This is a genomic window from Pseudohongiella sp. O18, assembly GCF_021729085.1.
Classification (GTDB): domain Bacteria; phylum Pseudomonadota; class Gammaproteobacteria; order Pseudomonadales; family Pseudohongiellaceae; genus Pseudohongiella.
On the sequence record NZ_JAJSAR010000002.1, the window covers coordinates 1237651 to 1250861 of the forward strand.

The 13211-nt window shown below is 54.8% G+C and carries 15 protein-coding genes and 1 tRNA gene; 1 reads left to right on the forward strand and 15 read right to left on the reverse strand.

Annotated features, from left to right (window positions below; genetic code table 11):
* Positions 1 to 9: 9 nt before the first annotated feature.
* From dapA to LVD14_RS12905, 3 genes are all read right to left on the reverse strand, one after another.
* A complete protein-coding gene (dapA, locus tag LVD14_RS12895) occupies positions 10 to 885 on the reverse strand; it encodes a 4-hydroxy-tetrahydrodipicolinate synthase (RefSeq protein ID WP_237134469.1) in 876 nt (291 codons plus the stop codon).
* A gap of 94 nt (positions 886 to 979) precedes the next feature.
* Entirely contained in the window at positions 980 to 2089 is a 1110-nt protein-coding gene (locus LVD14_RS12900) for an AI-2E family transporter (protein ID WP_237134470.1), read from the reverse strand.
* A 6-nt stretch (positions 2090 to 2095) separates the two neighbouring features.
* Positions 2096 to 2350: a sulfurtransferase TusA family protein gene (locus LVD14_RS12905; RefSeq protein ID WP_237134471.1), complete on the reverse strand. Its 255-nt coding sequence runs from the start codon at positions 2348 to 2350 to the stop codon at positions 2096 to 2098.
* Positions 2351 to 2461: 111 nt separating this feature from the next.
* Here LVD14_RS12905 and LVD14_RS12910 point away from each other — a divergent pair, with 111 nt between their 5' ends.
* Positions 2462 to 3925, forward strand: a complete 1464-nt coding sequence (locus LVD14_RS12910; RefSeq protein ID WP_237134472.1) for a M48 family metalloprotease — start codon at positions 2462 to 2464, stop codon at positions 3923 to 3925.
* A gap of 20 nt (positions 3926 to 3945) precedes the next feature.
* On the opposite strand, the gene nadA is transcribed toward LVD14_RS12910, so the two are convergent.
* From nadA to ruvA, 12 genes are all read right to left on the reverse strand, one after another.
* On the reverse strand, positions 3946 to 4998 hold the full coding sequence (gene nadA, locus LVD14_RS12915; RefSeq protein WP_237134473.1) for a quinolinate synthase NadA: 1053 nt from the start codon (positions 4996 to 4998) through the stop codon (positions 3946 to 3948).
* A gap of 52 nt (positions 4999 to 5050) precedes the next feature.
* A tRNA-Lys gene (locus LVD14_RS12920) sits at positions 5051 to 5125 on the reverse strand.
* A gap of 74 nt (positions 5126 to 5199) precedes the next feature.
* Positions 5200 to 5892, reverse strand: a complete 693-nt coding sequence (gene queC / locus LVD14_RS12925) for a 7-cyano-7-deazaguanine synthase QueC (RefSeq protein WP_237134474.1) — start codon at positions 5890 to 5892, stop codon at positions 5200 to 5202.
* Between the two features lie 49 nt (positions 5893 to 5941).
* Positions 5942 to 6583, reverse strand: coding sequence for a 7-carboxy-7-deazaguanine synthase QueE (queE, locus tag LVD14_RS12930; RefSeq protein ID WP_237134475.1), 642 nt, complete (start codon positions 6581 to 6583; stop codon positions 5942 to 5944).
* Positions 6584 to 6587: 4 nt separating this feature from the next.
* A complete protein-coding gene (ybgF, locus tag LVD14_RS12935; protein ID WP_237134476.1) occupies positions 6588 to 7442 on the reverse strand; it encodes a tol-pal system protein YbgF in 855 nt (284 codons plus the stop codon).
* Positions 7443 to 7448: 6 nt separating this feature from the next.
* Entirely contained in the window at positions 7449 to 7982 is a 534-nt protein-coding gene (pal, locus tag LVD14_RS12940) for a peptidoglycan-associated lipoprotein Pal (RefSeq protein WP_237134477.1), read from the reverse strand.
* 60 nt (positions 7983 to 8042) lie between these two features.
* The gene (gene tolB, locus LVD14_RS12945; RefSeq protein WP_317622194.1) at positions 8043 to 9350 is read right to left on the reverse strand and encodes a Tol-Pal system beta propeller repeat protein TolB; all 1308 of its coding nucleotides are present in this window, start codon (positions 9348 to 9350) and stop codon (positions 8043 to 8045) included.
* Positions 9350 to 10177 (reverse strand): energy transducer TonB, encoded by an 828-nt coding sequence (locus LVD14_RS12950; RefSeq protein WP_237134478.1) that lies wholly within the window; start codon positions 10175 to 10177, stop codon positions 9350 to 9352. The genes tolB and LVD14_RS12950 overlap by 1 nt, the downstream gene beginning before the upstream one ends.
* 4 nt (positions 10178 to 10181) lie before the next feature.
* Complete coding sequence (locus LVD14_RS12955; protein WP_237134479.1) at positions 10182 to 10616, reverse strand: ExbD/TolR family protein; 435 nt, start codon at positions 10614 to 10616, stop codon at positions 10182 to 10184.
* Between the two features lie 21 nt (positions 10617 to 10637).
* Positions 10638 to 11318, reverse strand: a complete 681-nt coding sequence (tolQ, locus tag LVD14_RS12960; protein WP_317622196.1) for a protein TolQ — start codon at positions 11316 to 11318, stop codon at positions 10638 to 10640.
* 154 nt (positions 11319 to 11472) lie between these two features.
* Positions 11473 to 12483, reverse strand: coding sequence for a Holliday junction branch migration DNA helicase RuvB (gene ruvB / locus LVD14_RS12965; protein WP_237134480.1), 1011 nt, complete (start codon positions 12481 to 12483; stop codon positions 11473 to 11475).
* A gap of 54 nt (positions 12484 to 12537) precedes the next feature.
* The gene (gene ruvA / locus LVD14_RS12970) at positions 12538 to 13152 is read right to left on the reverse strand and encodes a Holliday junction branch migration protein RuvA (RefSeq protein WP_237134481.1); all 615 of its coding nucleotides are present in this window, start codon (positions 13150 to 13152) and stop codon (positions 12538 to 12540) included.
* Positions 13153 to 13211 lie beyond the last annotated feature (59 nt).

The window sequence follows — 13211 nt, forward strand, 5'->3', positions numbered from 1 at the left end:
TTGCCTGTATTAGTCCAGTCCCGCGTGGCGAATCGCCTCACGCAACGGAATGTGGTATGCCTTGTTAAGTGGCACCAGGGGCAGGCGAATGCCCGCTTTGATATGTCCGAGTTCACTCAGCGCCCATTTAACCGGAATCGGATTAGCTTCCAGGAACAGTGAGTTGTGCAGACCCGCCAGACGCGCGTTAAGCAGGCTGGCTTTTTCGTATTCACCGGCCAGCGCAAGCCGACACATCTCGTGCATCTGTGCCGGCGCAACATTGGCTGTCACGGAAATATTGCCTTTACCGCCGGCGAGGATCAGATCCAGTGCAGTAGCGTCGTCACCACTGTAAATGGCAATGCGATCACCACACAGGCTGATGACCTGCTGGCCACGATCCAGATCGCCAGTCGCTTCCTTGATACCCACAATATTCTTGATATCCGCCAGCCGTGACACGGTTTCCGGCAACAGGTCACAGCCTGTTCTGGAAGGCACATTATAAAGAATCTGCGGGATATCGACTTCTTCAGCGATCTTCTTGAAATGCTGATAGAGGCCTTCCTGCGGAGGCTTGTTGTAATAAGGTGTCACCAGCAGACAGGCATCGGCACCCTCTTCCTTGGCGGCGTGGGTGTAATAAATTGCCTCAGTGGTAGAGTTTGAGCCAGTACCGGCAATGACAGGGATGCGCCCGGCAACCGTTTTGACGGCACGCGCAATGACTGCACAATGCTCTTCCATGGTCAGCGTTGGCGACTCACCAGTCGTACCAACAACAACCACGGCGTCTGTGCCGCTCTCAATATGCCACTCCAGCAGGCGATCAAACGCTTCAAAATCGATGTCGCCATTTGGCAACATGGGAGTGACGATGGCAACAATACTGCCCTGTATCATGCATAACCTCTATAGTTTTCGGACTTGCTCAGGCTGCAGACTCTATCACACTGCAACCTTCTGACAAAAACCGCATTATACCCTGTGACCGGTATTAATCGTTGTGTATGATCCTGGCTGCTTCGTGATCCGGCCCGACAGCCTCATCATCCGGTGGCGCGTGGGTGGGCCAGGTGTTGACAATGGCCTTGATCAAGGTGGCCAGTGGGATGGCAAAAAACACCCCAGCCAGTCCCCACAGACCGCCAAACACCAACACGGCGGCAATGATCGCAACCGGGTGCAGGTTGACGGTTTCCGAGAAAATGATCGGCACAAGCACATTGGCATCCAGCAGCTGGATCACGGTATAGACCGCAAGAACGGTAAAAAATTCACTGCCCAGACCCCACTGCACATAGGCAACTGCCATCACCGGAAACACCACCACCGCCACACCTATAAAAGGTACGATGACAGAGAGACCCATCAGCACAGCCAGCAACAGGGTATAGTTCATGCCCAGTATCGTGAAGGCCAGATAACTGGTGCCGCCCACAATCAGGATCTCAAGCGACTTGCCGCGCACATAGTTGGCTACCTGAACATCCATCTCCTGCCAGATCTTGCGCATCAGCGGTCTGTGTCGTGGCAACAGGTTGGCCACCCAGTGCACCAGGGTCGTTTTGTCCTTCATCATGAAAAACACCAGCACTGGCACCAGAATCAGGAACATGATCCAGGAGAAAATATTGGGCAGGCTGGAGATGGAATAAGACAGCACATACTGGCCAAACATGGCCAGCTCACCCCGCAGCGTGCGGATGATGTCCTGAACCTGTTGTTGCGTCATCAGATCCGGATAGTTTTCCGGCAGCAGCATCAATAAGTTCTGACCCTCGCCGATCAGGCGCGGCAGCTCATTGATCAGCCTGGCCAGCTGACTCCACGCCTGAGGCAGGATCCACAGCAGCAAAGCCATGAAACCACTGATAAAAAGTGTATAAACAAGCACCACTGCCAACAGGTAGGATACGTTCAGTCGCAGCAGGGTGTTGACCATACCCTGTAACAGATAGGCGATGATCAGGGCAGCAATAAGCGGGGCTATGAAGGAGCCGATCGTCAGTAGAACCAGCAGCGCTGATATCAGGATCAGCGTGAAAATGATGGCTTCTTCATCGTGAAAATAGCGATCCAGGAAAGCCCGGAAAAATCTTCGCATGGGAACTCAGCCTTTTTTTATCCAGTAACAGTAGGATTGCTGCTGTTTTTCAAATGCCAGTATTTCGTGGCGACTTTGCTGGACAAACGCAAAAAAGTCACGCTCCGAGCCAGGGTCCGTGGCAACGACTTTCAGCACTTGCTGTGATGTCAGGGCATTCAGTGCCAGCTTGGCCTTCAGTAAAGGCATGGGGCACTGTAATCCGCTAACGTCCAACTCTTGATCTGCGACAGGTTCCATGCGGGGCATTTTATCAAGCATTGCCAGGCACTGCATAGCAAAAGCACATTTACTCCCGGAGACATCCCCCGGTTTGCGGAATTATTTGTGTTAATATCGGTCTATTATCGGGAATGCAATCAGTGGAATTCTATGCGCAGCATCCTTAAAAGTACCGCCCTCTCGGTGGCGATTGCCCTGAGCTGTCAAAGCCCGGCAGCGCTGGCTCAAAGTCAGTTGCCGACTCTCGGGGATCGCATTTCCGGCATTTTTTCTCTGGATGAGGAATATAAGCTGGGGCGTGACTTTCTGCGCTCGGTTCGACGCACGACACCCACCATCAGCGATCCGCTGATCAACGATTACGTCGTTAATTTTACGCATAATCTCGCTGTCCACAGTGATCTGCAGGACTATCGGCTCGCCTTTATTGTCGTGGACAGCCCTGCCCTTAACGCTTTCGCAACACCAGGTGGCGTCATCGGCGTCAACGGCGGCCTGTTTCTGAATGCACACACCGAAGGCGAGTTTGCCTCGGTGATGGCTCACGAAATCGCCCACGTCAGCCAGCGCCATTTTGCGCGCAGCGTGGAAGACGCGCAGCGCCGACGCATTCCGGAACTGGCAACACTGCTGGCAAGCATCGTGCTGATGGGTTCTGGCAGCTCGGCGGGGCCGGCGGCAGTCATGGCAGCGCAGGGTCGCTCTATCGAGAACCAGCTGCGCTTCTCCCGCCAGAACGAGGCAGAGGCTGACCGCATTGGCCTGCGGACCATGGTGGAGGCAGGCTACGATCCGGCCGACATGGCCAGCCTGTTTGAGCGACTGATGGATATGAGCCGTTTCAGCAGCCGCCCACCCGAATTTCTGTTGAGCCACCCGGTGACCGAAGCCCGTATCGCCGACGCACGCAGTCGCGCCAATCGTATTCCCTATCGTCCTTCTGCGACCGGCGACACCCTGGAATACCACCTGATTCGCGCACGCATCGAGGTGCACTATGCGAACTCCCCCGAAGCAGCGCTTGAAGAATTCAACAAGCGTTCGCGTAGTGCACGCTCAGAACAGGAGCGCAAAACTGCCACCTACGGCCTGGCGCTGGCGCAGCTGAAAGCTGAACAATATGGTCAGGCGCTGGAATCCATTGATTTGCTCCTGGCCAGTGACCCGAACCGTATCACCTACGTGGTAACGCGCGCCGACATTCTGACTCAGAGCGGCGAGCCACAACAGGCGCTGGACTTTCTGGATCGACATATCCGTATCAACCCGGAAAACCACCCGCTGACGATGACACGTGTTGACGCCCTGATCGAACAGCGCAACTACGCCGAGGCGGCGCGAATCATGGAACGACATGCCATCAATCGACCGGAAGATCACAACCTCTGGTATCAGATTGCGGAGACCCAGGGTCAGGTTGGCGATATCAGCAAAGTGCATCAGGCACGAGCTGAATACTTTATTCTGGTCGGGGATTTCCGCAGCGCACGCGAACAGCTCAATTACGCTCTGCGGATTGAAACCGATCGTGAACAGAATATTCCGCTAATCAGTCGTCTGCGTCAGCGGCTTGGGGAAGTGGAACGGATGCAGCGCGAACTGCAGGAGCGCTAGCTCGCGCAGTCAATCAAGAATCAGGCTTTACCTTTCACGGCCAGCTTGTGCTGGGCAGAAAAATCCAGCATACGTTGCAATGGAATCATCGCCTTACGCGCCAGATCAGCACTGACTTTGATTTCGTTACTGCCGTCTTTCAGCGACTGGTACATCGCCTGCAATGAATTCATTCCCATCCAGGGACAACTGGCACAACTCTTACAGGTCGCATCGTTGCCGGCAGTCGGGGCGATAATAAAATTCTTTTCGGGGGCCAGTTGCTGCATCTTGTAAAAGATGCCCTGATCGGTCGCCACAATAAACGTGTCGTCCGGCAGGTCGCAGGCGGCCTTGATCAACTGACTGGTTGAACCCACCACATCAGCCATCGCAAGTACGGATGACGGCGACTCCGGATGCGCCAGAATCTTCGCTGTCGGGTAAAGGGTTTTCATGTCGAACAGACCCTTTGCCTTGAACTCCTCATGCACGATACAGGCAGCGTCCCACAGCAACATGTCGGCGCCGGTTTTCTGCTCGATATAGTGCCCCAGGTGTTTGTCGGGCGCCCACAGAATTTTTTCGCCTTTTGCTTTCAGGTGCTCAACAACATCCAGCGCAATACTGGAGGTAACCACCCAATCGGCACGCGCCTTTACAGCAGCCGAGGTATTGGCGTAAACCACCACGGTGTGGTCGGGATGCTGATCGCAGAACGGTGCGAACTTTTCGATGGGACAGGCGATGTCCAGTGAGCAGGTTGCTTCGGTTGTTGGCATCAGGACGGTTTTTTCCGGGCTCAGAATACTGGCCGTCTCGCCCATGAAACGTACACCGGCGACCACCAGCACATCGGCGTCACAGTCGCGACCGAAACGCGCCATCTCGAGAGAGTCGGCTACAATACCATTAGTCTCTTCGGCCAGCGCCTGGATTTCCGGGTCGGTGTAATAATGTGCGACCAGAGTGGCGTTTTTCTCGCGCAATAATGCCTTGATCGCATCGCGATACTCGACACGTTGGGATTCACTCAGATCTGCTTTATGAGGGAGGTTTTCCAGATACTCCCTCACCAGCAGAGTATCGGACATCAGCTTGTCATCTGGCTGTGACGATTGGCTCATAATGCTCGCACAGATGAAGTGGTGGGGCGTGATGGATTCGAACCATCGACCAATTGGTTAAAAGCCAACTGCTCTACCACTGAGCTAACGCCCCAAAAGAGAGTGCGCATCATACTACGCGTGACAGAAAACTCAAGTATTTTTGCAAAAAAATTGCCCCATAAAGCATCACGCATAATGTGTCGGATCTGCAACACCTGCGTCCTCAAATCCTTTGCGGCGCAGTCGGCAACTGTCACAGCGGCCACAGGCGCGACCCTGCGCATCAGCCTGATAGCAGGAGACAGTCAGGGCGTAATCAACACCCAGGCGGTTCCCTGTTTCAATGATCTGCGCCTTACTCAGGGAGATCAGTGGTGTCTCGATTTTTATCGACTGACCTTCAACGCCAGCGCGAGTTGCCAGATTTGCCAATGCTTCAAATGCTGCTATGAATTCGGGCCGACAGTCTGGATATCCAGAGTAATCCAGCGCATTGACGCCGATAAAAATTGCCCTGGCTTCCAGCACTTCAGCCCAGCCAAGCGCATAGGACAGAAATATGGTGTTGCGGGCAGGCACATAGGTGATGGGAATGATATTGTCTTTAACACCATCTTCAGGCATGGCTACGGAGTGATCTGTCAGGGCTGAGCCACCCATCTGCCCCATACCGATCGGTATCACCAGATGACGGGCCACACCGGCCGCCTCCGCCAGGCGTCTGGCAGCCTCCAGCTCACTGCTGGCGCGCTGACCATAATCAAAGCTCATGGCATAACACTCGTAACCCTGCTCGGCGGCCAGCGCCAGACAGGTCGCCGAATCCAGCCCACCAGAGACCAGAATGACTGCTTTTTTCGTTGTCGGATGCTGTTCCACTAGCCTGCTCCGCTGCTGCCTGTCTGAAGGCTGTAAGTACCGGGTGATGTTATCGACCGGGCTCTTCACCCCAGATAATCTTGTGCAATTGTACCTGCATCCGGACCGCGAGTTTGTCCTCGAGTATCCACTGTGCCAGCTCGGCGTATTTCACCTGCTCATAGGATGGCGACAGCAGAATTTCGCGTACGCGATGACGCAGATCATACTGATCAATCTTGGCTTTGGCCCATTCGTAATCGCGCCGGTCACAGATCACGAATTTGATTTCGTCGCTTGATTTAAGATGAGCAATATTGGATTCGAGATTGCGGTCACATTCGTCTGAGCCCGGAGTTTTGAGGTCCATGACGATATTAACGCGCTGATCGACCGCAGATATATCCATGGCGCCGCTGGTTTCCAGCGATACTGTGAAGCCATTATCACAAAGCAGCGTCAGCAGAGGCAGACAATTTGGCTGCGCCAGAGGTTCACCGCCAGTTACACAAACATGTTTGGCGCGATTGGCACTCACCTGCTCAAGTATGTCGCTCAGGCTCTTCTGCTGCCCCTCATGGAAGGCGTATTCGGTATCACAGTACCCGCATCGAAGCGGACAACCGGTCAGACGGACAAAGGTGGTTGGCAAACCCACAGTGCTGCTTTCACCCTGCAAGGAGTGAAATATTTCATTAATTCGCAGGTTCACTGTATCAGTTCAGTGTGCGCAGATAGATATCTGCCAGATTGGCTGCTGAGGTATTCGGGAAGCGCGTTCTCACATCCTGCAGCATCTGACGGGCGCGTGTTATATCGCCCAGTTGATGGTAGACCGTACCGAGTGAATACATCGCATCTTCGATCTTGCGACCATCCGGGTAGTCATTGATGATGGTTTCAAATGCGCCACGCGCTTCTTGAAACATGGACAGGTTCACATAGGCCTGCCCTTTCCAGTAATGCGCATTGGTCACAAAGCGGCCACTGGGATACTGCTGGAGATACTGGTCAAACTGGGTGATCGATTGCTGATAGGCCTGTTGCTGCAGCAATGCATCCAGCGCCAGTTCATATAGCTGTTGCTCAGTCAACAAACCCGGCTGCATTGTGGGTGCCGCCGGGTTCGCAGAGGTCGATGATGAAACACCTGCAGCAGGTGATTGGGTCGCAGGCATTGATGAGGAACTGACAACTGTCGGATCATTCGCGATAGGTGATATGCTGGAAATATTACCTGCCACGCCTGAATCGGCTGCCGTATTACCGCCAGCCGCTGTTGCAGTGCCTGGGACGGACATCGGAGCACTGCTGCTCACACCATCCAGTTCTTCGAACAATGTACTGATGCGGGAATCCAGGTCCGTATATCTGTCCAGAGAGTCCTGCTGCATTCGCTGAATATCATAGCCGTGCTCTTCCACCATGCCACGCAGCGTCTGGACCTCAGCTCGCAGTTCGCGAATCTGGTCAAGTAACAGCGACATGGCATCGTTGGATTGTGCCAAAGCCCCCGTGCTAAGCACGGAGGCAAGGGATGCACCAGCTATAATGGTCAGCAGTGGTTTCATTTTTTATTAACCGGCTGGTTTGATTTCCACGCGACGGTTCTGGCTGTAAGCCTGTTCAGTCTGACCGCGGACGGCGGGCTGTTCTTCACCGTAGCTTACTGTTTCGATCTGGTTGCGTGATGCACCATTTACGATCAGGAAGTCACGGATGCTGTTGGCACGACGCTCACCCAGAGCCAGGTTGTACTCACGGGTACCGCGCTCGTCAGCATGGCCTTCCAGACGAATACGGCTATTCGGGTTGGAGGCCAGGTTGCGTGCGTGTACAACCAGAGTTTCACGATCTGAAGGCTGGAACTCAGCCACGTCAAAATCAAAGTAGAAAACAGTTGTGTTCAGGGCAGCCTGCTCGCGGCGCTGCTGTTCCTGACGCTCACGCTCCAGACGCTCCTGCTCCAGGCGGGCTGCACGTGCTGCAGCTGATTCACCTTGAGACTCCTGGGCGACCGGGGTCATGTCTTCTGTTTCACTTGTAGAGCTACAGGCTGCCAGACCGAAAATGGTCAGGGCCAGAGCGGTTGTTCTTAAAATTGTGTTCATCTGCGTACCCAATGTAGTGTCCTCCAATAGACAAGCTAGCAAGATAGTGTGTGCAAAGCCTCAATTCAGGTACGGGGACCAGGACGGCTCCCGTACATCGCCCTGCGGGGATGGTAAACGGAACTTCACACGTCCGTCAATGGAGACGGCATCCAGCACGCCGCGCCCATTGTAGGTAGTACCGAACATGATCATGCTTCCGTTTGGAGCCACGCTGGGAGATTCATCTAGCGCCGTATCCGTCAGGGTTATAACCCGAGACGTTTCCACATTCATGATGGCCACACTGTAGGTATTATCCTGCCGTGTTTCCCGACGAATATGGACCAGGTTCACACCGTCTGGGAGGAACTGGCCCTTGGCGCAATAAAAACAGTCGAATGTCAGGCGTTCGGGGAAACCACCGCCATTAACATCCACCTTATATATCTGTGGCTGACCAGTACGGTCAGACGAAAAAAGGACACTCTGGCTGTCACGTGACCAGGCCGGCTCGGTTTCCGCGCGCGGATGATCGGTCAGGCGGCGCAGCTGGTCAGTCGCCAGGTCCAGTACATAGACGTCCGGGCTGCCATCTTTGGACAACACCATGGCCAGCTTGCTGCCATCCGGTGACCAGACTGGCGAACTATTGATGCCAGAGAAATTGGTAACCTGCCGCCGCTCCCCGGTCGCCAGCGTCTGTATATAGATGCGCGGCAGGTCGGTCTCGAATGACACATAAGCGATCTGACTGGCATCAGGTGACCATGCCGGCGACATGATGGGTTCGGGAGATTCCAGCAGAATCTGTGAACGACGGCCGTCGTAGTCGGCCATGTGCAGACGATAGGTCATATCGCCAATATTGCCTTCTGCCGATACGTACATGATTTTTGTCGAGAAAGCGCCCCGGCGCGCAGTGATCTGCTCGTAAATCACATCACTGATCTCATGGGCTATATCACGCAGCTGGGTAATGCTGCCAGTCAGCACTTCACCCATGACTTTACGTTCACGGTTAATATCAAAGAATTCCCACTGCACTTCCACCATCTGGCCACCAGGCACCGGATTGATCTTGCCAATCACCAGGTACTGTTGCGCAAGAATACGCCAGTCCCGGTAAAACACTTCAGCCTCTTCATCCGGAAGGCTGAGCATATTAGCTCTTGGCAAAGGCCTGAACTCACCCACCTGGGCGAGGTTATTGGCAATAGTCTGTGCAACATCTTCATCAGGTGGCAGGCCGCCACCCCATGTAAATGGCACAACAGCGATGGGGATTGGGTTATCCACACCACGGGTAATTTCGATATTCAGCTCGGCGGCCTGTGCAGCATTCCACACCAGCAGGCCAAGCACCAGAGTCATCACTTTGCGCATCATCAATTTAATAAGTCCTCCGGTCTGAATGTTAGTAGCAGCGTACGGAAGCTGCGCTCAAACATGCGCGGCGGCATCCCCTGCAATTGCTCAAAACGTCGTACAGCCCTCACCGCGTTTTCTGCCGAGCGATCAAACGCTGCATCTCCACTGGATCGGACGATCTCCACATCCACTATCTCACCCGTCGGTACCAGCCGAATTCGTAGTACGGCCGTCATATTGTTTCGTGCACTTGGCGGTCGAGACCAGTTGCGCTGGACCAGGTCGTGAATAATGGCGGTATATGCCATGACCTGCTCTGCTTCTGTTTCCGCGACTTCCTGCGCTGCGGCTGCCTGGGCCGCCTGTTCCTGCTGACGCTGCTGCTCCAGTCGCTGCTGTTCCTCGCGCCGCTGCTGTTCCAGACGCTCCTGTTCCAGCCTTTCGCGTTCCTGTCTTTCGCGCTCCAGACGCTCCCGTTCCTGCTGCTCGCGTTCCTGCTGTTCGCGCTCGCGCCGCAATTGCGCCTGTCGCTCCTGCTCCTGACGTGCCGCCTCCTGCCGGGCTTCTTCCTGCCTGGCTTGCTCCTGACGTCTGGCCTCTTCCTGACGCGCCTGCTCTTGCCGCTGCTGCTCCAGGCGGCGCTGTTCTGCCAGCTGTTGCTGTTGCACCTGCTGATTCCGCGTCTGTGGATTCTCCTCCACCAACAGCGCCTTGACGGCGGGCGGCCGCACAACATCCAGCACTTCCGAGTCGGCGCGCTGCATAATAAACAGCGAGCCGAGGATCAGGCCATGCAACAGCACCGCCAGTAGAACCGAAATTGGATAACCGTTAAACGCAGTCACAGCATCATTCCACGGGTTTGGTTACCAGATTGGGGCTGTTAACCCCAGCGGCGCGCAACTCCTCCATCAAACTGATGAACGGGCCGTATCCAGCCTGCGCATCGCCTTCCACAAAAATCTGAATGCCCGGATTAACCTCGACAATCTGTGCCACCTGTCGACCTATCATGGCCAGCTCAACTGCCTGCTGCTCGCCCTCCGCGGTCACGCCCAGACTGATGAAGTACTGGTTATCAGCGGTCAGTTCAATGACCAGCGTTTCCGCTTCTTCATCCAGTTCCAGCGGCTCTGAATTCGCCTCCGGCAAGTCGACCCGCAAGCCCTGGGTCAGCAGCGGCGCGGTCACCATGAACACAATGAGCAATACCAGCATCACATCAATGTATGGCACCACATTGATGTCTGACATGGGTTTGCGTTTTTTGCGTACGATTTCCATTAGCCGCTCCGGCTGAACGAATTATTTGCTGACGCTGACGACTTGCCGATGCAGAATACCGGCGAATTCTTCAGTGAATGTGATGTAGTTGCCGGCGATGGCATCCACCCGCGCAGAGTAACGGTTGTAGGCCACCACTGCCGGGATCGCTGCGAACAGACCCATCGCGGTCGCGATCAGGGCTTCGGCAATACCGGGAGCTACCACCTGGAGTGTCGCCTGGCTCTGCTGTGCCAGACCGATAAACGAATTCATGATACCAATAACGGTACCGAACAGACCGATATAGGGCGTTACTGAACCTACTGTGGCCAGAAACGGCAGATGTTTTTCCAGCTTTTCCTCTTCACGCGAATAGGCTACGCGCATGGCACGCTGGGAACCGGCCATGATGCCTTCCGAGCTGACGCCACCCTGCTGTCGCAGGCGCATGAACTCCTTGAAGCCGGCACGGAAGATATTCTCCATGCCACCGGTGGGATTGTTCTCTTTTTGCTGACTGCTGCCGTCACGATAAAGCTGGCTCAGATCCATGCCGGACCAGAAGCGCTTTTCAAAACTCCACATACTTTGTTCGGCGTTATTGAGGACCAGATAACGCTGTATGATCATCACCCAGGAAATGATTGAGGCGAGCAGCAATGTGAGCATGACCAGCTTCACCGTCAAGGTGGCATCCAGGATCAGGCTCCAGACATTCATTGTTTCGTGCACCAGTAGCTCTCCGAGCAGGTTTTACAGATGTAAAACGCGCGTATTATAAAGTAAGTTCTCAAGTTCTTATACAGCCCCCGATGTCATAAGGCTGATAAAATATGGCTAAATTGTGGCTTGCGAGCCGTTCCTCGTTTCTTTGCTAACGTTCTTCCGGCACAGGTATTCCAAACTGCAGGTAAGCATGAGGTGTAACCATGCGTCCGCGGGCCGTTCGCATCATGTATCCCTGCTGAATAAGATAGGGCTCAAGCACATCCTCAATGGTGTCCCGCTCCTCGCTGATGGCTGCTGCCAGACTGTCAACGCCGACCGGTCCACCACCAAACTTTTCGATCATGGTGAGGAGCAGGCGGCGATCCATGTGATCAAATCCATTGTCGTCAATACTGAGCATATCCAGCGCCTGACCGGCAATCTCGCGGCTTATCTCGCCAGCATGTTTGACATCACTGAAGTCGCGCACGCGCCTTAACAGGCGATTGGCAATTCTCGGCGTGCCGCGGGAGCGCCGGGCGATTTCATAGGCGCCCTCCCGGTCGATGACACAACCCAGGATTCGTGCCGAGCGGCTGACAATTTCACTGAGCTGTTCGTGGTTATAGAATTCCAGGCGCTGGATAATGCCAAAGCGATCCCGCAGCGGCGAGGTCAGCAGGCCGGCGCGCGTTGTGGCACCGACCAGGGTGAACGGGGGCAGCTCCAGCTTGATGGAGCGGGCCGCCGGCCCCTCTCCAATCATGATATCAAGCTGATAGTCTTCCATCGCCGGATACAGTATCTCCTCGATGGCCGGACTCAGCCGGTGAATCTCATCGATGAACAGCACATCGCCCTGCTCCAGGTTGGTCAGCAGCGCTGCCAGGTCACCTGCCTTTTCAAGCACAGGGCCAGATGTCGTTTTTATGGACACATTCAGTTCATTGGCAATGATATTGGCGAGGGTCGTCTTGCCCAGACCGGGCGGGCCAAAAATGAGCGTGTGGTCGAGCGGTTCGTTGCGGTTACGGGCAGCGCTGATGAATATCTCCATTTGCTGCTTGACGTCCGTCTGGCCGATATAGTCGGTCAAAGCCAGTGGCCTGATGGCACGATCAACCGATTGTTCCTGTGGCGCCAGGTCGGGTGAGATCAAACGGTCATTATCCATCATTGCGTGCGCTTGTCCTGTCAGTAATCAATCGTCTGTTAATTCAGTGGCCAGTTTCTAGAGCATCGCACGCAGCGCCAATCTGATGATCTCTTCACTCCGCTCAGCAGCCGGATTGTCCTTGAGCGCCCGGACGACCATTCTCGCCGCCTCGGCCGGTTTGTAACCCAGTGCTATCAATGCGGTTTCCGCTTCTTCGCTGACCGAGGCGCTGTCATCCTGCAGCGAAGCCTGCAGAGACTCGGTCGCACCGGCCCCGTCATCCTGCCACCCGCCAAGACGGTCGCGCATATCGAGAACCAGTCGCTCAGCTGTTTTTTTACCGATACCGGGCACCCGGGTCAAGGCAGTGACGTCATTATTGTGAATCAGTCGTACAAAGTCACTGACAGACACCCCTGACAGAATGGCCAGTGCGACTTTGGGACCTACGCCATTAACCTTGATCAGCGCACGAAACAACTCACGCTCACGCCCTTCAGCGAATCCATACAGCTGATGGGCATCTTCGCGCACGACCAGATGCGTGTGCAGAATGACGCCCTGCCCGGGGGCTGGCAACTGATAGAACGTACTCATCGGCGCCAGCACCTCGTAACCAACGCCACCAACATCAATCAATAAATCGGGAGCTTTTTTCTCGATAAGTGTTCCAGCAATGCGACCAATCACGTTTTACGTCCTGTTTGCGGTATTTGGGTAATGTCTGCGCCGATAAAGAAGTCAGCGGT

What these genes read in the sequence shown, in the direction of transcription:
- dapA (WP_237134469.1), bottom strand. Translation starts at nt 885, where the DNA reads ATGATACAGGGCAGTATTGTTGCCATCGTCACTCCCATGTTGCCAAAT.
- LVD14_RS12900 (WP_237134470.1), bottom strand. Translation starts at nt 2,089, where the DNA reads ATGCGAAGATTTTTCCGGGCTTTCCTGGATCGCTATTTTCACGATGAA.
- LVD14_RS12905 (WP_237134471.1), bottom strand. Translation starts at nt 2,350, where the DNA reads ATGCTTGATAAAATGCCCCGCATGGAACCTGTCGCAGATCAAGAGTTG.
- LVD14_RS12910 (WP_237134472.1), top strand. Translation starts at nt 2,462, where the DNA reads ATGCGCAGCATCCTTAAAAGTACCGCCCTCTCGGTGGCGATTGCCCTG.
- nadA (WP_237134473.1), bottom strand. Translation starts at nt 4,998, where the DNA reads ATGTCCGATACTCTGCTGGTGAGGGAGTATCTGGAAAACCTCCCTCAT.
- ybgF (WP_237134476.1), bottom strand. Translation starts at nt 7,442, where the DNA reads ATGAAACCACTGCTGACCATTATAGCTGGTGCATCCCTTGCCTCCGTG.
- pal (WP_237134477.1), bottom strand. Translation starts at nt 7,982, where the DNA reads ATGAACACAATTTTAAGAACAACCGCTCTGGCCCTGACCATTTTCGGT.
- tolB (WP_317622194.1), bottom strand. Translation starts at nt 9,350, where the DNA reads ATGATGCGCAAAGTGATGACTCTGGTGCTTGGCCTGCTGGTGTGGAAT.
- LVD14_RS12955 (WP_237134479.1), bottom strand. Translation starts at nt 10,616, where the DNA reads ATGGAAATCGTACGCAAAAAACGCAAACCCATGTCAGACATCAATGTG.
- tolQ (WP_317622196.1), bottom strand. Translation starts at nt 11,318, where the DNA reads ATGAATGTCTGGAGCCTGATCCTGGATGCCACCTTGACGGTGAAGCTG.
- ruvB (WP_237134480.1), bottom strand. Translation starts at nt 12,483, where the DNA reads ATGATGGATAATGACCGTTTGATCTCACCCGACCTGGCGCCACAGGAA.